Origin of the sequence: Veillonella magna (assembly GCF_959600285.1) — a bacterium.
Lineage (GTDB): Bacteria > Bacillota > Negativicutes > Veillonellales > Veillonellaceae > Veillonella_A > Veillonella_A magna.
Genome location: NZ_CAUGKU010000002.1, coordinates 100,844 through 120,380 on the forward strand (window position 1 = coordinate 100,844; position 19,537 = coordinate 120,380).

General features: G+C 44.7%; 20 protein-coding genes and 1 riboswitch. Of the genes, 19 read left to right on the forward strand and 1 reads right to left on the reverse strand.

What is annotated here, in order from left to right:
• Window positions 1-18: 18 nt before the first annotated feature.
• The 17 genes from Q5873_RS02000 to dapA all read left to right on the forward strand — a co-directional run bounded on the left by Q5873_RS02000 (window position 19) and on the right by dapA (window position 14,294).
• Complete coding sequence (locus Q5873_RS02000; protein WP_303059064.1) at window positions 19-1,089, forward strand: M24 family metallopeptidase; 1,071 nt, start codon at window positions 19-21, stop codon at window positions 1,087-1,089.
• A gap of 14 nt (window positions 1,090-1,103) precedes the next feature.
• A complete protein-coding gene (gene efp, locus Q5873_RS02005; protein WP_028255905.1) occupies window positions 1,104-1,661 on the forward strand; it encodes an elongation factor P in 558 nt (185 codons plus the stop codon).
• 73 nt (window positions 1,662-1,734) lie between these two features.
• A complete protein-coding gene (locus tag Q5873_RS02010; protein ID WP_051245892.1) occupies window positions 1,735-2,154 on the forward strand; it encodes an Asp23/Gls24 family envelope stress response protein in 420 nt (139 codons plus the stop codon).
• The gene (locus tag Q5873_RS02015; protein ID WP_288189912.1) at window positions 2,132-2,545 is read left to right on the forward strand and encodes an Asp23/Gls24 family envelope stress response protein; all 414 of its coding nucleotides are present in this window, start codon (window positions 2,132-2,134) and stop codon (window positions 2,543-2,545) included. Before Q5873_RS02010 ends, Q5873_RS02015 begins: the two co-directional genes overlap by 23 nt.
• Window positions 2,529-2,936, forward strand: a complete 408-nt coding sequence (nusB, locus tag Q5873_RS02020) for a transcription antitermination factor NusB (RefSeq protein ID WP_205087110.1) — start codon at window positions 2,529-2,531, stop codon at window positions 2,934-2,936. The genes Q5873_RS02015 and nusB overlap by 17 nt, the downstream gene beginning before the upstream one ends.
• A 13-nt stretch (window positions 2,937-2,949) precedes the next feature.
• Window positions 2,950-3,909 (forward strand): Kae1-like domain-containing protein, encoded by a 960-nt coding sequence (locus tag Q5873_RS02025; RefSeq protein ID WP_303059065.1) that lies wholly within the window; start codon window positions 2,950-2,952, stop codon window positions 3,907-3,909.
• A 103-nt stretch (window positions 3,910-4,012) separates the two neighbouring features.
• A complete protein-coding gene (xseA, locus tag Q5873_RS02030; RefSeq protein WP_303059066.1) occupies window positions 4,013-5,236 on the forward strand; it encodes an exodeoxyribonuclease VII large subunit in 1,224 nt (407 codons plus the stop codon).
• The gene (gene xseB, locus Q5873_RS02035; protein WP_028255901.1) at window positions 5,211-5,411 is read left to right on the forward strand and encodes an exodeoxyribonuclease VII small subunit; all 201 of its coding nucleotides are present in this window, start codon (window positions 5,211-5,213) and stop codon (window positions 5,409-5,411) included. Before xseA ends, xseB begins: the two co-directional genes overlap by 26 nt.
• A gap of 63 nt (window positions 5,412-5,474) precedes the next feature.
• On the forward strand, window positions 5,475-6,353 hold the full coding sequence (locus Q5873_RS02040; protein WP_303059067.1) for a polyprenyl synthetase family protein: 879 nt from the start codon (window positions 5,475-5,477) through the stop codon (window positions 6,351-6,353).
• Window positions 6,354-6,364: 11 nt separating this feature from the next.
• Window positions 6,365-7,168: a TlyA family RNA methyltransferase gene (locus Q5873_RS02045; protein ID WP_303059068.1), complete on the forward strand. Its 804-nt coding sequence runs from the start codon at window positions 6,365-6,367 to the stop codon at window positions 7,166-7,168.
• Window positions 7,169-7,180: 12 nt separating this feature from the next.
• A complete protein-coding gene (locus Q5873_RS02050) occupies window positions 7,181-8,065 on the forward strand; it encodes an NAD(+)/NADH kinase (protein WP_288760016.1) in 885 nt (294 codons plus the stop codon).
• Window positions 8,062-8,637 carry a tRNA 5-(aminomethyl)-2-thiouridylate-methyltransferase MnmM gene (locus Q5873_RS02055; RefSeq protein ID WP_303059069.1) on the forward strand — a complete coding sequence of 192 codons (576 nt, stop codon included), beginning with the start codon at window positions 8,062-8,064 and terminating at the stop codon, window positions 8,635-8,637. Before Q5873_RS02050 ends, Q5873_RS02055 begins: the two co-directional genes overlap by 4 nt.
• Before the next feature lie 2 nt (window positions 8,638-8,639).
• Entirely contained in the window at window positions 8,640-9,095 is a 456-nt protein-coding gene (gene argR / locus Q5873_RS02060) for an arginine repressor (RefSeq protein WP_288189920.1), read from the forward strand.
• Window positions 9,096-9,098: 3 nt separating this feature from the next.
• Window positions 9,099-10,793 carry a DNA repair protein RecN gene (gene recN, locus Q5873_RS02065; protein ID WP_303059070.1) on the forward strand — a complete coding sequence of 565 codons (1,695 nt, stop codon included), beginning with the start codon at window positions 9,099-9,101 and terminating at the stop codon, window positions 10,791-10,793.
• 243 nt (window positions 10,794-11,036) lie between these two features.
• Window positions 11,037-11,207: riboswitch (Lysine riboswitch) on the forward strand.
• A gap of 95 nt (window positions 11,208-11,302) precedes the next feature.
• Window positions 11,303-12,100 (forward strand): 4-hydroxy-tetrahydrodipicolinate reductase, encoded by a 798-nt coding sequence (gene dapB / locus Q5873_RS02070; RefSeq protein ID WP_028255895.1) that lies wholly within the window; start codon window positions 11,303-11,305, stop codon window positions 12,098-12,100.
• A gap of 254 nt (window positions 12,101-12,354) precedes the next feature.
• Window positions 12,355-13,386: an aspartate-semialdehyde dehydrogenase gene (locus Q5873_RS02075; protein WP_303059071.1), complete on the forward strand. Its 1,032-nt coding sequence runs from the start codon at window positions 12,355-12,357 to the stop codon at window positions 13,384-13,386.
• Between the two features lie 29 nt (window positions 13,387-13,415).
• On the forward strand, window positions 13,416-14,294 hold the full coding sequence (gene dapA, locus Q5873_RS02080) for a 4-hydroxy-tetrahydrodipicolinate synthase (RefSeq protein ID WP_303059072.1): 879 nt from the start codon (window positions 13,416-13,418) through the stop codon (window positions 14,292-14,294).
• An 809-nt stretch (window positions 14,295-15,103) separates the two neighbouring features.
• On the opposite strand, the gene Q5873_RS02085 is transcribed toward dapA, so the two are convergent.
• Window positions 15,104-16,333, reverse strand: a complete 1,230-nt coding sequence (locus Q5873_RS02085; protein WP_303059073.1) for an aminopeptidase — start codon at window positions 16,331-16,333, stop codon at window positions 15,104-15,106.
• Between the two features lie 128 nt (window positions 16,334-16,461).
• Between Q5873_RS02085 and Q5873_RS02090 the strand changes: the two genes are divergently transcribed.
• Together Q5873_RS02090 and Q5873_RS02095 are read left to right on the forward strand one after the other, a co-directional pair.
• Complete coding sequence (locus Q5873_RS02090) at window positions 16,462-17,130, forward strand: ComEA family DNA-binding protein (RefSeq protein WP_288760008.1); 669 nt, start codon at window positions 16,462-16,464, stop codon at window positions 17,128-17,130.
• Window positions 17,090-19,480, forward strand: a complete 2,391-nt coding sequence (locus Q5873_RS02095) for a ComEC/Rec2 family competence protein (protein WP_303059074.1) — start codon at window positions 17,090-17,092, stop codon at window positions 19,478-19,480. The genes Q5873_RS02090 and Q5873_RS02095 overlap by 41 nt, the downstream gene beginning before the upstream one ends.
• The last annotated feature ends 57 nt before the right edge of the window (window positions 19,481-19,537 follow it).

The following is a 19,537-nucleotide window of genomic DNA, read 5'->3' on the forward strand; positions in this document are numbered from 1 at the left end:
GACTAAAAGGAGTTTGACATGAATGGATTGACACGCTTGCAAGCGTTTTTGCGCAGCAATGCCTATGACGGTGTGTTACTCCTAAGTCCGACAAATTTAAACTATTTTGCCGGTTTTAGCGGAACCACGGCAGTTGCGTTTGTAACGCCTGTACAGGCATATATATTCACGGATAGTCGTTATACGGAACAAGCAAAAGAGCAATGTGAAGGATATACGGTTATTCAATATAGCACCACCGTATGGGACAGCCTACGGCAGGTAGTTGATGAAGAAAGTATTTCGCTGAAGACATGCGTCTTTGAAGGTGACTACGTTCCGGTTGATACATATACGGCGATAGCAGGAAAGTTGGATGGTACAAGCTTTGCATCTGCCAAGCTTGCTGCACTGCGTGCGGTAAAGAGGGAAGATGAATTGGGACTCATGCGGCGCGCCGCAGAAATTGCCGATGAAGCCTTTGCCGTATTGCTGACACAATTACGTCCGGGTATGACGGAAAACGAAGCCCGTATTATTTTAGAAAAGGAAATGCTGGTTCGCGGTTCATCGGAACCATCCTTTGCAACGATTGTTGCTTCGGGAAAGCGTTCCTGTATGCCCCACGGCGTGGCATCGGATAAGGTTATCGAAGAAGGTGACTTTGTTACCTTTGATTTCGGTGCTGTATATAAGGGATATCACTCGGATATTACCAGAACCATTGTAATGGGAAACGCATCCGATCTTCAAAAGAAGTTATATGATATTGTTCTGACCGCACAGAAGAAAGGTGTTGCCGCCGTAAAGCCGGGACTGACAGGCAAGGCATTGGATGCCATTTGCCGGGATAGTATTGCTGAAGCCGGGTACGGTTCCTATTTTGAGCACGGCACCGGTCATGGTGTAGGTTTAGATATTCACGAACAACCGGTGGCGTCACCGCGTTCGGATTCAGTGTTGGAACCGGGGATGGTTGTTACGATTGAACCTGGCGTATATATTCCGGGTGAAATCGGTCTTCGCATAGAAGATAGTGTTATCGTTACCAACGAGGGCTGTGAGATTCTCACAAAGACCCCGAAGGAATTAATAGAACTAGATGTTTAAACGGAGGGATTTAAATGATTTCCAGTAATGATTTTCGTCCAGGTGTGACTATCGAACTCGATGGTAACGTATGGCAGGTAGTTGACTTCCAACACGTTAAACCGGGTAAAGGGGCAGCCTTTGTTCGTTGTAAATTGAAGAACCTGCAGACCGGTGCTGTAGTAGAACGTACCTTCAATGCCGGTGAAAAAGTTCCGAAGGCACATGTGGATCGTCGTCGCATGCAGTACCTCTATGAAGCAGATGGCGCTTACACGTTCATGGATAACGAAACCTACGATCAGATCGAATTGAATGAAGAACAGTTAGGCGACGCTAAAAACTTCTTGCTCGAAAACATGGAAGCTACAATTATGTTCTTCCAAGGCATCGTTATCGGTATCGACTTGCCGGTAGCAGTAGAACTTCGTGTTGTTGAAACCGACCCGGGTATCCGTGGCGATACGGCTACAGGCGGTAACAAACCGGCTAAACTCGAAACAGGCTACGTTGTAAAAGTTCCGCTCTTTATTGAAGTGGATGATGTGCTTCGTATTGACACCAGAACCGGCCAGTACATCGAACGTGCATAATCGTAATATAAAAAGCATTTGTCTCCGGTACTTCGCCTAGGACAAATGCTTTTTTCTATCTGGAGGACGCGTTATGGCAGAAGAAAAAAAAGAGTTTTTCGAAGGATTGACTAAAATCAGTGAAGATATTTACAGTGCCTTGGCAGCTATAAAAGCAAAAGAGGTACGTGGTATTGCAGGCATGAGCAGTACTATCGGTGATGGTATTGCCAGCTTAGTAGGTATCAAAAACGATGATGAAGGCGTTCATATCGAGCTTTCCGACGAAGGACGTCTGACGGTAGATTTGTATGTTATCGTACACTATGGTTATCGCATTCCGGATTTAGCGTTGCGATTGCAGGAACATGTAAAATCCGGTATTGAGGAAGATACGGAAACACCGGTAGACGGAGTCAACGTATTTATTCAAGGAATTATCTTTGAAGATGAAGTCGTAACTGCTACAGGTGGTGCGAAGGAGGTACATCATGGAGAAGGAAGCAACGAATGAAAGCAATCGCATAGAAATTTCCGATGCGGTGATTTTGGACATTGCTTGGCGTGCCATTGCGGGAACACCGGGATTTCATTCTATGAGCAGTCGTTTTTATGATGGCGTCATGGATGAGTTATCCAAAAATTTCGGACAAAAACGTATTGCCGGAATGAATGTAAAACATAAAAAAGAATGTCTTGAGATTAATATTTATATCAATGTTTGGTACGGCACCAAAATGGGGGATATGGCTCGTGAACTACGCAGTACCATACGCGAACAAATGAAGCTTATGCTCGATTTGGACGATGTACGGGTTGATGTACATTTTGAAAATATTTACGTACAAGGTGAAGAGAAAGCGGCTGACGCAGATAAGGAGTCTCTCGATGAAACAGAAGAATAATCGCCATCAGGCACGTTTATATGCTTTTCAAAATTTATATGCTTTGGAATTTCATGAAGGGGCAACCAGAATTCAGTTTCCCGAAGGCGAAGTTGAAGAAAATTTAGACAAGAACTATGCACAGACATTGATTGAAGGAGTGCGATCTTCATTGGCGGATATTGATGCCGTGATTCAGGCACATTCGGCAAAACGCAAGGTAGAACGATTAGCCGGTGTGGACAGAAATATTTTGCGCATGGCGATTTGGGAAATGACAATGTCAGACGAAAAGCTTGCACCGGGTATTGTTATTAACGAGGCGGTAACACTGGCCAAAGAATATGCCGGTGAAAATGCGTATAAATTTATCCATGCCGTTCTTGATGCTGTAGCAAAGGAACAGCGATAGGAGGCATAGGACAATGGAAAAGGAGAAAGCCTATTTTCTCGGCATTGATACCAGTTGCTATACTACGTCTTGTGCTGTCGTTGATAAAGAGGGAACTATTGTCAGCGAAGCTAGGCGTTTATTATCGGTCAAACCGGGGGCGCGGGGATTACAGCAATCAAACATGGTGTTTCAGCATACCCGAGCGCTTCCCGAACTTATAGAGAGTTTAACAATTCCCGGCCCTGTTGCGGCTGTCGGGGTCAGTGCGTTTCCGCGTCGTGAAGAAGGATCTTACATGCCGGCCTTTCTTGTCGGTTACGGACAGGGGCGCACGCTGAGTACGCTGCTGTCTTGTCCGCTATACACGTTCTCACATCAGGAAAATCATATGCTGGCAGCTTTGCGTTTAGATGGTGAGATAGGAGATGAACCTTTTTACGGATTACATGTATCCGGCGGCACAACAGAACTTATATATTGTATACCGCAGTCTGACGGGACGATGGAAACTACATTGTGTGGCGGTACCATGGATTTACACGGCGGTCAATTCGTCGATCGCGTAGGTGTGGCATTGGGCTTGTCCTTTCCGGCAGGTCCGGCATTGGAGCGCTTGGCAGAGACCGCAGACAGTGAAGAACGACTACCGGTAGCTGTTAAAGAAGGTCTCATCAGTTTTGGCGGCCCTTGCAGTGAAGCTATGAGACGCATTGAGCGTGGTGTAAATCCGGCGGTATTGGCGAAAGGCATTTTTACATGTATAGGACAGTCCTTGGCTAAGATGCTGGAATATCACTGGCAACAAAAACCGGCGAATCGACTTATCGCCGTTGGCGGTGTTATGTCTAATGCTTACCTGCGATCGGTTATAGAAGACACCTGTAAGAGACATAAGGTTATGCTTCGTCTGGCGGAGGCAAAGTATAGCTCCGATAATGCAACGGGTGTGGCCTTTGGGGCTTCTTTGTGTTATAAGCTCGCACGCAGCTGATGCCACCGCAAATAAATGATGTTTCAGCAAATAAAATAATAAGAAATGTAGCATAGTAGGATGCAGAGAGGCGAATGATTAACCGTGTAGTTAGGAGGTGCCTATGGACGTCTTTACAATCAGTCGTTTAAATCAATGTATTAAACGGACATTGGAACGAGAATTTATTTTGAAAAATTGCTTCGTAGCCGGAACGATTTCAAATTTGAAACGTCACAGTGCGGGGCATTATTACTTTACTCTAAAAGATGAAGAGGCAGCTATTGATGTTGCTTTATGGTCGAGCACGGCGCAGCGTAAGGGTCTGGTAGGGAAATTGGAAAACGGACTGCTGGTAACAATGCGAGCAGCTATAAACTTTTACGAAAAAACGGGACGCCTCAGCCTTATATGTAATGATTTGCAGGTAGGTACCAAGAGTCCGTATCAAATGGCATTTGAAGAATTGAAGCGCGAGCTTGAATCCTTGGGATATTTTGCGGAAGAACATAAAAAGCCATTGCCTCGATTAGCTTCCTGTATCGGTATCGTTACATCACAATCGGGAGCAGTGCTACACGATATTTTGCACGTCGCTAAACAGCGAAACCCATTGGTGCGCTTTAAACTGTTTGCAGTTCCCGTACAAGGCGAAGCTGCCGGCACTGTCATTGCCAAAGGTGTGAGCAAAGCTGACGCCGATCCGGATGTAGATTTGATTATCGTTGGTCGCGGCGGTGGTTCCATGGAAGACCTGTGGTGCTTTAACGATAGATCGGTAGTAGAAGCGGTCTATGCATGTCATACACCGATTATATCGGCAGTGGGCCATGAAACCGATTATACGCTATGTGATTTTGCTGCCGATGTACGCGGTGCCACACCCAGTCATGCGGCGGAAATGGCTGTCTATCCTCTCGTATCGTTACAAAATGAGGTAGCTACTGTAGCTGAATTTTTACATACCCGTATGACGGAAGAAGTGGAGTCACGACGACAGCAGCTGTTTGCTCTTTTTAATCGTAAGTTAGGGGTACCGGCATTAACGTTGATCCATCGCGAGCAATCCCGTCTTGATGGTTATACACATCAACTTCATACAAGTGTTAAGCGAGGTGTGGACGGAGCGCGTAACCGATTAATGATAATAGCGCAGCGGCTGGAAGCCAACAATCCGTTAGCACCTCTTTTAAAAGGATACGCCAAAGCCGAAGCCAAGGGAGTTCCGGTTACATCAATTTCTCAGGTGGCCGGCGGAGATACACTAACGGTACATGTATCTGACGGCACGATTACGACAATAGTCAAGGAGGTTAAAGCCAATGGCAGCTTCATTGAAAAGTTATGAAAAAAAATACGCCGCTTTGGAAGCGATTGTTAAAGAGTTGGATGAAAACGAGTTAACGGTAAACGAATTGTTAACACATTACAAGAAAGGGCTTACCCTGGTAAAAGAATGTTCTGATATGCTGGCATCGGTAGAAGAAGAAATCCAACAGATTATAGAAGAAGTTCGCATATAATGTGCATAATTTTACAAAATAGTGTAAAATGGTACTAGGTATTAGATGATAAGTGAGGATGCCATGATTAAAAACTATTTACACGATAATAAAGTATGGGTAGATACGTATTTGGCAGATGTCTTGAAAGACAGTTTACCGGAGTATCAAACTCTTTACGACGCAATGCGTTACAGCTTACTGCTCGGTGGTAAACGCATACGTCCGATTTTAACAAAGGCGGTTATGGAAGCCTTGGGTGTATCAGCCGATGCGTATAAAAATGTAGTTTGTGCCATTGAACTGGTGCATACCTATTCATTAATACATGATGATTTACCGGCGATGGATGACGATGATTATCGTCGCGGTCAGTTGACCAATCATAAAAAATTCGGTGAAGCCATGGCAATTTTAGCCGGTGACGGATTGTTGACGGAAGCTTTTAGCTTAATCGGGCGTCCATCAGCTGCGGATGCATTTCAGCAAATGGCATGTATCAAAGTCTTAGCCGATGCAGCAGGTCCGGCCGGTATGGTAGGCGGTCAGGCGATGGACATATCTTCCGAGGGAAAGGCATTACCGTTGGAAGAATTACAGGTGTTACATCGAGGTAAAACAGGAGCACTTTTTTCGGCAGCCGTTACCATCGGATTGTTGTTGAGTCGTGCCGATGAAGCAACGACAAAGGCCTTTCAGACATATGCCGATTACTTGGGATTGCTGTTCCAAATTACCGACGATATTCTCGATGTGGTAGGTACCATTGAAGAGCTTGGTAAAATGCCGGGCAGTGATGAACGTTTGGATAAGTCTACCTATACATCTTTGTTGGGCCTGGACGGTGCACGTGCGAAAGCCCAAGAAACAGCCGAGGCGGCTAAGGCGGCTTTGGTAGATACAAAAGCGGATACCACAGTGCTAACAGCGTTGGTAGATTATTTGATAAGTCGAACAAACTAGTAGGCGGAGTTATGAGTACGAAAGAACGATTGGATGTTCTCCTGGTAAATCGGGGACTTTTTGAAAGCCGTGAGAAAGCAAAAACGGCAATTATGGCAGGTCAGATTTTTATCGGCACCGTGTGTGTTGATAAGGCGGGGACAAAGGTTGCCATTGATGCAGATATACATGTAAAGGGCAATACACTTCCCTATGTCAGCCGCGGCGGTTTGAAATTGGAAAAGGCATTGTCCATGTATCCTATTGATTTAACGGATGCAGTCATGGTAGATATCGGCGCTTCTACGGGAGGCTTCACGGATTGCGCTTTGCAAAACGGAGCGCAAAAGGTATTTGCTATCGACGTAGGCTATAATCAATTGGCTTGGAAGCTTCGTCAAGATTCGCGGGTCATCAATATGGAGAAACAAAATATTCGAACCGTAACGCCGGAGCAATTGGGTGAGCTAAGCGATTTTATTTCTATTGACGTTGCTTTTATATCCTTAGACAAAGTATTGCCGGTAGCCGTTACACTGCTTAAGGACAGCGGCTCATTGGTGGCACTTATTAAACCTCAGTTTGAAGCAGGTCGCGAGAAGGTAGGTAAAGGCGGTATCGTCAGGGACAAAGCAGTGCATACAGAAGTGCTCGATCGCATTTTACATGTTGCCGAAGATGTGGGCTTGTATTTACACGGCCTTACCTATTCGCCTATTAAAGGTACGGAAGGAAATATAGAGTTTTTAGGATTTTTTACAAAACAAGCGGCGAACGCGGTAGCGATTACGCCGGAGCTTCTTGATAATGTAGTGGAGGAAGCTCATACATTATAGGTGGTGAATGGAATGCGTGTAGGCTTTTTCCCTAATATGGGAAAAGAAAATATAAGGGATGTAATGAAACGTACGGCGCAAGTATGTCGTAAGAATGGTATGGATGTTGTATTGCCCGCAGATTTACGTCATTACGATGTACCAAATTTGTTGGATGTACCGGATGAATTAGTTATGCCCAGGCCGGAAGTGTTCAAACATTTGGATATGGCCTTTAGCTTTGGCGGGGACGGTACGATTATTCATTTGGCCCGACAGATTCATACATATGATGTGCCGGTATGCGGCATTAATCTTGGCGAGTTAGGATTTTTAAATCAAATTGAATTAGATAATTTAGATGATCGAATCGAACGCATTGCCAAAGGAGATATTCGCATAGAAAACCGTGTGCATTTAGCCGCGGAAATACATGGCGCTGATGGGACCGTTAAAAAATTAACGCCAATCATCAATGAAGTGGTAGTTACACGGTCTGAGCCAGGAAAAATGGCGCGTGTCAATTTAGCCATTAACGGCGGTCATACACAGATGTATCCGGCAGACGGGATTATCGTAGCTTGCTCTACCGGATCTACCGGCTATAATTTGTCGGCCGGTGGGCCCATCATGGCACCGGATAATCACTCGATTATCGTAACACCTATAGCGCCTCATTTATTACAAGGTGTATCGTTGGTGCTGAAGGAAAGTGCTAAAATAGATTTGACCATGCCGAAGCGACAGGCATCGTTACATATTTGTATTGACGGCACCTTTGATTATGATTTTACTAATGAAGAATCGCTGCATATCGAAGCCAGTCCTATGTATTGTCGCTATGTCCGCTTCCATGACCAGAAATTTTTTGCTACTTTGTTCCGCAAATTGTCGGCGCGAAGGAATGAGTTATTATGATAAATCTGAATCACGCTGTACAATTTCAGCACAATTTATGGCAGGATGCGCTGGCCAAGGCCCACTGTATAGTGGATGCCACCGTGGGGAATGGTCATGACTTCCTATATTTGGCCAATCATTGCGCACCACATGCAGCTTTATTCGGCTTTGATATACAGTTGGCCGCTATTAAAGCGACGCAGGAGCGAATGAAAGAATGCAGCCGAAGAGATATTAGCTGGCAATTAAGTCTGGGAGATCATGCGGATTTTCTCGGACAGGACACACCGCTGGATTATCCCATTGACTTAGCCGTATTTAATTTAGGGTATTTACCCAGCGGTGACCATTCGTTAATGACTAAAGTGGACACAACGATTCGCGCCTTACAAGGGGCATTATCGCATTTGACTCCGCAGGGGATGATTACCGTTGTAGCCTATCCGGGAACGCCGGAAGGTGCAGCGGAAGAAGCAGCTGTGCTGGAATATATTACCGGCCTACCGCAACGAGATTATGATGTTAGTACATGGCGGCCGTTGAATCAACGCAATCAGCCGCCTACGCTTTATATACTTAGAGGACGATAACTATGAAACGATACAGATATAATAAAATCAAAGAAATTGTACAGTCCCGTTCCATCGAAACGCAGGAAGAATTAGCTGCGGCACTTTTGAAAGAAGGCATTGAAGTTACGCAGGCCACCGTGTCTCGCGACATTAAAGAGTTAATGTTGATTAAGATTCCTACCGGTGACGGTCATTATCGCTATGCTCTATCGCCGGAGGAAAACGTACTTCTATCGCGCAGCCGCATCAACCGTTTGTTTCAGGACTCCATTACAAAAGTAGACTACAGCTTAAATCAGATTGTTTTGCATACCTTGCCGGGATCGGCACAGTCCGTGGCCTTTGCTATTGATCATGCAAAATGGGATGAAATTATCGGTACCCTCGGCGGTGATGATACGATACTTCTTATTGCACGATCTGAGGCTGACGTACAGGCTGTATTAAAACGTATTTCCGATTTGATGAAGGACTAAACTATGCTGACACAAATGGGCATTCGGAATTTTGCTCTTATTGAGCATATGAATCTTCAATTTCATAAGGGGATTACTATTTTTACCGGTGAAACAGGTGCCGGTAAATCAATTCTAATGGACGCGTTCAGTATTCTTTTAGGCGAACGTGCCAGCAATGAGTTTATCCGTCACGGAAAAGACGCCTTTGTAATTGAAGGCGTCTTTGACATAACCGACGACTCTAAGTTGCAGGCATTATTGGAAAGTAAAAATATCGTTGTGGAAGATAATCAACTAATTCTGTCACGCTCCTTTAATCGGCAAGGAAAATCGACGATTTTAGCTAACGATCAAGCGATTCCCTTAAAAGCATTGCGTGAAATCGGGGAACAGCTGGCGGATATTCACGGACAATACAACAATCAATTATTGCTTAACCCGGATATTCATCATGAATACTTAGACTTTTATACGGCAGAATCGAAAACAGCGTATTATACCTATTGCGATGCCTACAATGCATATCGTGAAGCCAAGCGTAAATTGGACAGCTTGGCCGAAGCCGAAGCGGAGCGGGCCCGTGAACTGGATATGTTGCGTTTTCAAATCGACGAGATTGAAGAAGCACGGCTTACGCCGGGAGAAGACGTAGCTATTAGCGCAGAGTTAAAGCGATTGGACAGCTTTGAACATGTAGACAAAGTACTCGGTGCCTGCTATGAAGCGTTCTATACACAGCGTAATCCTATTTTGGATACGGTGAATACCATAAAAACGGAAGTGCATGATTTACTGCGCTACGATGAGGGCATAAAGGATATTTCCGAATTAGTGGATTCCGCGTATTTTCAATTGGAAGAAGCGGCACAATCCTTGGACAGATATCGTGATGCCATTTCTTACGATGAAGAAAGGTATGTGTACTGTCAGGAACGGGATTCGCTGATTTACGGTTTGAAACGGAAATACGGTGAAAGTATTGAAGCTGTTTTAGCATACGAAGAAAAGGCGCAGGCTCGCTTGGAAGCCTTAGAAAAGGAAACCTATGCGCAAGCAGATATAGAAGCGGACGTAAAAGCAAAAGAAGAAGCGGCCATACAGGCGCTTCAACGTTTACGGATCATACGGGAAACAAATCGCCGTATAATCGCAGACGCCTTGCAACAGCGCTTGCAGTCATTGGGCATGTCCAAGGCACGTATCGGGTTTGCTATTGAAGAGGCAGACGGTTTGACACCGTTGGGAGCCAAGCATATCGAATTGCTCTTTACAGCCAATACGGGTGAGAAGCCGTTACCCCTTCATAAAGTTGCGTCCGGCGGCGAGCTGTCGCGTATTGCCTTAGCTTTTTCCGCCGTATTTAATCAGGAATCGCAGAAGACACTGGTGTTCGATGAAATTGACGTAGGTATCAGCGGCGATGTTGCTCTGCAAGTGGCGGCACAAATACAGCAACTCAGCACGAGTACACAAGTATTCTGTATTACCCATTTGCCGCAAACGGCCAGCATTGCACAGCATCATTATCATTTGGCCAAGCATGAAGAGGCAGGGCGAACAATTTCAACCATCCGGCAGTTGTCCGAAGAAGAACATATCCGTCAAATTGCGGGCATGATGTCGGGTAACAGTTTTTCTCATACGGCAGTGGAAACAGCGAAGGAGCTCATTGCTCATTTCGGCAATCCCTATATGTCTACGGAGGAATCGGTGTGATTGAGGGATAGGTAGGTCTGTGTAATTAAAGAATGAGCATCTTAGCATAGGCCTAAAAGGGCATGTCAGTGCAATCATAGAATGGACCAGTCGGTGCAATCGAATCATAGGCATATCAGTGTAATTGAAGTATAGACAGGGAGGATAACTTTGTTTTCCCTGTTGACGATATGCCGGATACAAGGTATACTAATACCATCAAATTGATATGTTTACGAATAGCGGTAAACAACAAATCGAATATGCGGAGATAGAGGTGCGAATGTCAAGAGTATGTACAGGGAGTGTGGTAGACGTTGATCTGTACAAAAAGGGGCTTTTGCCGAAGGTCGGGTGTACCGAGCATCCGATTCTGGTCATGCATTTAAGAGATGTATGACTGTCATCACTTTGTGATGGAGTGCTAGCTCATCGTATGAATTGTGCAACGGTTCTGATAATCGTACATGCATGGAACATATAAGATCAGTGGTTAGCATCCGCTGGTCTTTTTTTTAGGAGGAATTGACATGACAAAAGTTATGGTATGCGGTGCATCGGGCAAAATGGGCCGCGAAGTAGTAAAAGCGGTTCATAATGATACAGCGTTGACACTTATCGGCGGTATCGATCCTAAACAAGCCGGTGAAGACTTAGGCATAGTGGCCGGTATCGGTGCTTTGAATCTGCCGGTGTACGCTTCATTGGAAAATGCATTAGTAAAAGACAAACCGGATGTAATTGTCGATTTCACATCGCCGGCGGTTATCTTTGAAAATGCTAAAACCGTATTGAGTGCAGGTGTTCACATGGTGATTGGTACGACGGGCTTAACCGAAGAACAGCGCAATGAATTAGCGGCTATCGGTAAAGAACACCATGCCAACTGCTTAGTAGCACCGAATTTCTCCTTAGGCGCGGTGATGATGATGAAGGTGTCGGCCGAATTGGCTCCGTACTTCCCTAATGTGGAGATTATCGAGCTTCATCACAATCATAAATACGATGCTCCATCCGGAACGTCAATTTTAACGGCTAAATTGATTAATGAAGCCAAAGCATCGGCCGGTGCCATAGCTGATGAAGACTTAACGCGGGAAAGCTTGCCAGGTGCGCGCGGTGCTAAGGTGGACGATGTTACTATTCACAGCGTTCGTTTACCGGGATATGTTGCCCATCAACAGGTATTGTTTGGCGGCTATGATGAAACCTTAACAATTCGTCACGACTCCTTAAGTCGTTTGTCCTTTATGCCTGGCGTTGTCCTTGCATGTAAGAAGATTGCTTCCAAACCGGGACTTACTTATGGATTGGAACATTACTTATAAGAGAGTGTGTATCTGCCAGCGTACTAGATTATCTATCTGCTCTAGATACTACAGTAGAATATTTAGAATTAAGCGTTAGTGATGTAATTTAACATATAGCAGTACAAACTAATTTTGAATAAAGAAGAGAGGGTGCTACGATAGAGAGCGTAGCCATCAATACACGACGATATGACGATAGTCGAAGCTGTAGAACTATAGGGCGCAGCAGACTATGGCCATCGTCAATGATAAGAGAGAAACGAGGAACACACATGAGAAAACCAAATGTTGCCATTTTAGGAGCTACCGGTGCGGTAGGTCAAGAATTTATTACCTTAATCGAAGAGCGCAATTTCCCTTTTGAAAGCTTGAAGCTATTGGCATCGGCTCGTTCTGCCGGGACGGAGCTTACTGTATGCGGTAAGACCTATGTGGTAGAAGAAGCAAAACCAGAATCCTTCGAAGGTGTAGATATTGCATTGTTTGCCGGTGGTTCGATTTCCAAAACCTTGGCACCAGAAGCGGTAAAACGAGGTGCTATCGTCATTGATAACTCCAGTACCTTCCGCATGGATCCGAATGTGCCGCTGGTTGTACCGGAAGTTAACCCGGAAGATATCGATACGCATAAAGGCATTATTGCTAATCCGAACTGCTCCACGATTATCATGGCGTTGGGATTAAAACCGTTGCATGACTTATCCCGCATCAAACGAATTGTAGTAAGTACATACCAGGCTGTATCCGGTGCCGGTAAAGAAGGCATTGATGAATTGACTAATCAGACAAAGGCGCATTTAGCCGGCGAAGAAATGGAAGCTCATATTCTTCCCAGTGCATCCTTGGCGAAACACTATCCTATCGCCTTTAACGTAATCCCGCAGATTGATGTTTTCCTTGATAACGACTACACTAAGGAAGAAATGAAGATGGTTAACGAAACACAGAAAATTCTTCATGATGATTCCATTCAAATCGTGCCGACGACTATCCGTATCCCTGTATACCGTTCGCATTCCGAATCGGTATTGGTAGAAACAGAAGAACCGGTAAGCGTAGATGCCTTCCGCGCAGCCTGCGATGCGTTCCCGGGACTCGTTGTACGGGATAATCCGGCAGAACAGGTATACCCGATGCCGCTGTACACATCCGGACAAAACGATTGTGAAATTGGTCGTATTCGCAAGGACTTATATAACGAACGAGGCATGAACTTCTGGATTGTGGGGGACCAGATTCGCAAAGGGGCGGCACTGAACGCATTGCAGATTGCCGAATACTTAATTGAAAAACAATCCTTTTAATACACCTTACCTATGAAGGGGGACTTTACATGAAAACATTAGGTCGTGTTTTGACAGCTATGATTACACCGTTTCATGCAGACGGCTCCGTTGATTTTGACGGCGCGGTAGCATTGGCTAATCATTTACTGGAGAACGGTTCCGACGGCATTGTCGTTTGCGGTACTACCGGTGAAAGCCCGACAATTGCTAATGAAGATAAATTAACATTATTCCGCCGCATTGTCGATGCATGCGGTGATAAAGGGAGCATTATTGCCAACACAGGCTCTAACGATACGCTGCGCTCCGTAGAATTTACAAAGCAAGCGGCAGCTACCGGCGTAGACGCAGTGATGGCGGTTGTACCGTATTATAACAAACCTAATCAAAAGGGCTTGTATGTACATTTTAAAGCCATTGCCGAAGCTACAACTTTGCCGATTATCGTGTATAATGTGCCGGGACGAACTGGCGGTAAGATCGTACCGGCTACGATCGAACAGTTGCACCGTGACTTCCCGAATATCGCTGCCGTAAAAGAAGCGTCCGGTGATGTAAACGTTGCTTCTGAAATTTATCGCCGTATCCCAACAGATTTTATGATTTACAGTGGTGACGATGGATTGACCTTGCCAATTCTGGCCGTTGGCGGTTGCGGGATTATTTCCGTAGCAGCTCATGTAGTAGGTAAGGACTTGAATGAAATGATTCAAGCCTTTGAACGCGGCGAAGTGACGAAGGCTCGTGAAATTCATGCACGCCTGTTGCCGATATTCGATGCTATGTTTGTAACTACAAACCCGATTCCCGTAAAATATGCGGTGCGCAGGCTGGGCTTACCGGCGGGGCCGTTCCATCTGCCGATGTGCGAACCGTCCGAAGAAGAAGCCGCTGTTATTGACGCAGCGTTAAAAATGATAAAATAAAAGATAAAAGAAGGGCTCCTATATCTCAGTGGTCAGGTCTAGCGAATGACGCGCTTACGATATAGGAGCCTTCTTATTATTGGCATATCAAAAAATTATTGACTTTTGGTGAAGATTAAGATTGTACGCGATTAAAGGATCTACTAAAATAAGACAATATGTCGAGAACACACATTATGTGGAATAGGATTGTTAGTGAATGGTCGTATAGGGATAAATACTTCTTAAGATTTAGAATGTAGTCAAGAATAAATAGATTTTCTAAATTTATAGGAGGTATTGTTTTAGTAACCTTTGTTTTATATTTATAGCGGTATGTATGGTAGTTGTAATACATTGTTTATAAATACCTCCTATATGGAGGGGATGACTGTTTTTAGTACTCTGTAATCTTATGGTATGATAAATTATATTGTGGTGAGGAATAAAAGTAGGTTATTTTGCATGAAAAATTAATATTTTGCGATAAAATTTTGTTGTATGGAAATAGGAAAAAGGTCTATCAGTTTCAATGGAACAAAAGCTTCTGTTGAAACTAATAAACCTAATTTGGCGATTAGTATATCCTACCTATTAAAAATTGTCAAAGATATAAGGATGCTAAATGAAAGGGATATATTTAAACCGGTAACTAGTAACATGATATAGAATATTAGAAATGGAAATGGAAATGGAAATGTAGCCGCCTGCACATCAGGCGGCTTTTTAATTACCTTATGTGGAAACCTTTTGTTATACGTGAAGAGATATAATAAAACCCCCAGTTTAAACCGGGGGCGAATGGAAAACAGAAGGGAGATTCGTTATTTTTATAGTTGCAATCGTCCGTTTTCCATAACAGTTATCTGACGTCCGTCGTGGGTAGTACCAATAATTTTCATTTGTTCATGACCGACCATGAAGTCTACATGTGTAAGTGATTGATTCAAGCCACGGGCTTTTAGTTCATCTTTGGATAATCCGTCACTATCCTTGAGACAGGTTGGATATGCCGCACCCAATGCCAAATGACAGGATGCATTTTCATCAAACAATGTTTCATAGTAGATAGTGTCGGATTGGCTGATTGGTGAATAGTGGTCTACCAAAGCAAGTTCACCGAGATAACGAGCACCTTCATCGGTTTCTAACAGAATTGTTAAATAGTCTTTGCCTACTTCCGCATCATAGTCGACGACTTTACCGTCCTTAAAGGTAAGGTGGAAATGTTCAATGCGATTACCTTGGTAGATGAGTGGTTTGGTACTGTAGACAATACCGTTGACGCCATCATACTGTGGGGCAGAGAACACTTCTTCCGTTGGAATGTTAGCATCAAATTCCGTTCCGTATTTGTCAAGTTCGCTACCGCCCTGCCAGATATGACCTTCCGGTAAGGTAATGGTAAGGTCTGTACCGTTGGGGCAGGTATAATGCAAGGACGCAAAATTAAGTGTATTCATACTGGCTGTACGTTTAGCCAGGCGTGCCAGATGAGCATCAATAGCTTCTTCCGGTGTTACGTTTTCAATGCGGCACAGTGTAAAGATACGTTCCCATAAGGTATCCGTCTTTTCTTCATCGGTGCCGGTAAAGCCGAGTAGGTCTGCCCATAATGACGTAGCTACGGCAGCAACACACCAGCGTACGGCCGATCCCATGATGGCTTCATGATAAAAATCCAACACCTTATTCAGATGACGGGATTGTAAGGCGATGCGATTGGGTTTGACACCTTGCATAGCATAGGGATTAGCGCTGATAAGAGAAAGAAATACAGCTCCCTTATCTACGTATGTTTTGTAATAGGTAGGAATCCAAGGTGCCGGCTGTGAAAGAACATCGTCACTGGCGTGGAGAAGACGTTCCTTGGCAATTTCATGAGCACGCCAATTGATGACCACTTCCGCAGCGCCCAGCGCATAGGCTTCACGGGTTACGATAGTGGCAAAATCTTTTTGCTCCACATCGGTGGATACCACTAAGGTACCACCTTTTTTTAAATGAACACCTGTTGTTAATAGTGTATGGGCATATGCCTTCAATCGTTCGGTTTGCATATATGATTATCTCCTTATCTATATTGATTATAAATTGCCAACACTGAGCGTGCGTAGTAGCACCAGTAGAAAAGTTATACAGGAGTTTCAATATCCTTGTAGAACATTTTCATGTAGGAGGCGATACTATGAACGCAACAAGAAAAAAGTGGTTAGCAGGCATGGGGGCGGCACTGGCCATATGCCTACTTCTACGCCCCATTATAGCAGACAATGAGGTACAAATAAATAAAGAGCTAAGCAGTGCTGATTATGAAATGACAGAAACTGCACGCAGCGGTGCATCGTCGGGCGCATTACCCAAGGAAGGGACAGAGAAAAAAGAAATGGGTACGGCAGATTCTAAGGACTCTTCTAAGGCAATGCCAATTCATAGCAAAGCGAAACAGCAAGGCATATTGGTATATGTTACGGGTGCCGTGGAATCACCGGGGCTGTATGAGTTGCCCGGAGTTCCTCATGTAGGTGATGCCATTAAAGCGTGCGGTGGACTCTTACCGTATGCAGCGGCGGATACACTGAATTTAGCAGAGCAAATACCGGACGGTACACATATTCATGTGCCGTTTTCCTTTACAGGAAATCCGGAAGTGCTGCTGCGAAAACAAAAAATCAATATTAATACTGCCGACGATAAAGAATTACAAACACTGAACGGTGTTGGACCGGCTATAGCCAAGCGCATTATTGAGTATCGTACGGAGCACGGAAATTTCGGGAGTATCGAAGATATCAAAAAGGTAAAGGGGATCGGTAATGGGCTCTTCAACAAGTGTAAAGCCAAAATCACGGTATAAGGTAATTAACTTTTTTCTTACTATGATGCAGAGCTTCGGCCGTGATTTAGGATTGCTTACCTACACGGAATGGGGAAGTCTGCTGTGGCTGTTACCGGCGTGGGGCATTGCTACGGTTTATGGCAGAGTGTATGAGTTTTCTCCGTTACTGACGGCTTTTATGAGTTGTCTTTGGTATCCGTTATTCCTGCTATGGCGTGCGTGGCAACGATCGGAGGGACACCCTTACCGTATTTTCAGTGTAACTATTCTTTGTATTGCTTTATATCTGCTGGGGCTTGGGCGCGCTACCCAGGTAATTACTAGTTACAGTGAAAGCGATACTTTTTTTGAAGGACAAGAGGGAACCTATATTATGCATATTACGTCTATGCCGGAGCGCATTCGCCGTGGTACGTCGGAAACGATAAAGCTTACCGGTGATGTATTGGGACTTTACGCTAAGAAAGAAATGGTAGGCGAAGAACTGCTACACGCCGACGGAGAGATTATTGCGTACGTAAATGACACGTCATCTATACTACCGGGCAGCTATGTATGGGTACACGGCACGCCCTTGCACAGTCGTAGCAATGTGGAGGATGGTCAAATCGATCGAAGGGCGCGGATGATTGCGTCCCTCTATCGCGGCACTATATATGATGGAACTGTAACGGCAGTGGTAACTTCGGGTGCGTCTTTACCGGCAGAAATACGGCCGCCTTGGTATGAATATATATTGAATGCGCTGATGCAAGATATAGGAAATATACACACTTATGTGAAACAGGCGATTGCTAACCGTTTGCCTGCGTCCGTAGCTGCTTTGGCACAGACCTTAGTGTTGGGTGGCAGCTATAGTTTATTGTCGTCTACAGTGATGACATCCTTTACATTGACAGGCTTGATTCATATTTTATCTGTTTCCGGATCTCATATTGCTCTTCTCTTTGCCATGGTGTATGGGATAGGAGCCATAGGAGGCATTGGTAAGGAACGCTCCACCTATGCGGGGATTATTGTAGCTATTCTCTATTGCTGTATGGTAGGTTTTAATCCACCGGTCATACGTGCCACCCTCATGGGGATTTGTATGGGCATCGGTGTTATTCGAGGAACACTGTACAGCAGTCGCCAAGCGATTGCCATAAGCGCAGCTATGTTGTTGCTGTATCAACCGATGCTGTTATTGGATGTTAGCTTTCAACTGTCCTTTGGGGCAACGTATGGGATTTTACTGCTCGTGAAGCCGTTGTACCGCCGTATACCCAGGGGAATGCCAAAAGTGACGATGCCGCTGGCGCTTTGTTTGGCGGCACAAATATTGATGTGGCCGGTACAGTTATATTATTTTCATATGATAGGTATGGGGACATTCGTAGCAGCCATATTAGTAGCACCTCTATTGGATCTGGCCATTATCGGGATTGTCATACTTGTTCTGTTAAACATTATCTATGCACCTGCGTTTTTATGGGACATGGTCGGTTATTTGTTAAGGATAGCTGTATATATAAACTATATTATTGCACGATTGCCTTTGATGACGTACTGGATAGCCGCTCCGGCGTGGTGGCAGATGGTATTGTACTATCCGCTGTGTCGTTATTATTACTATTGGGCAGAAGAGGGCACAAAGGATAAGGCCCCTGTCTATGAAAAAGGAGCCTTATTGTGTATAATAGTAGTACTGTTTTGCGGGCCTTTTGTAGAAGCATCGGGCACGACATATATTCATGTTATTCCGACTGCCCACCCGTCATGGTTGGCGATAGAATCACATTGGGGTCGACGCGATGTGTGGCTGTATTGTGATATGGGAGGACGGGTACCCTCGCCGCGGCTGATACATACACTTGAAAGCGACGTACATTATTATGGAGCGGCTCGTTTACGTGGTCTTGTCGTTGATGGTGTAAATGCGGAGAATATTTATGCGGTTAATGCGTTGGCTTCTTATTTCGGAATTCCTTTTTCTTTTGATGCCGTGAAAAAGGGGCGTTATAGTTATGTTACTGCCGGCAATGAGGAATATATCCCCATCACGATGGAAACGAATGGAGTTATACAGGTAACCGGTTTGCATCGAAGCTTTTTCTTCTTGTCGCAAAGCAGCGGTTATCGACAAAAGGGCCAAAAGGTTTTACAATTAAAAGGAAACCCTACGGAGATGTACGTGCATCGGTACGGCCGAGACAGGATCCCCTGTATTATAGGAACTGCCGATGAATACGGTTTGCTAAGGCAATACGATAATCGCTGTGACGGGTATGTGTATTGGCCGCCGGGACGGAAGCTGCGTGAAATCGATCCGGCATTGGACGGACTTTATGTCGTAGGGCATGAGAGGATACCGGATATAGAGTTGTAATGTATACAGTAGGTTAACTGCCAATGGCGAACGATAGTTGTGATATACGAGGAGGTT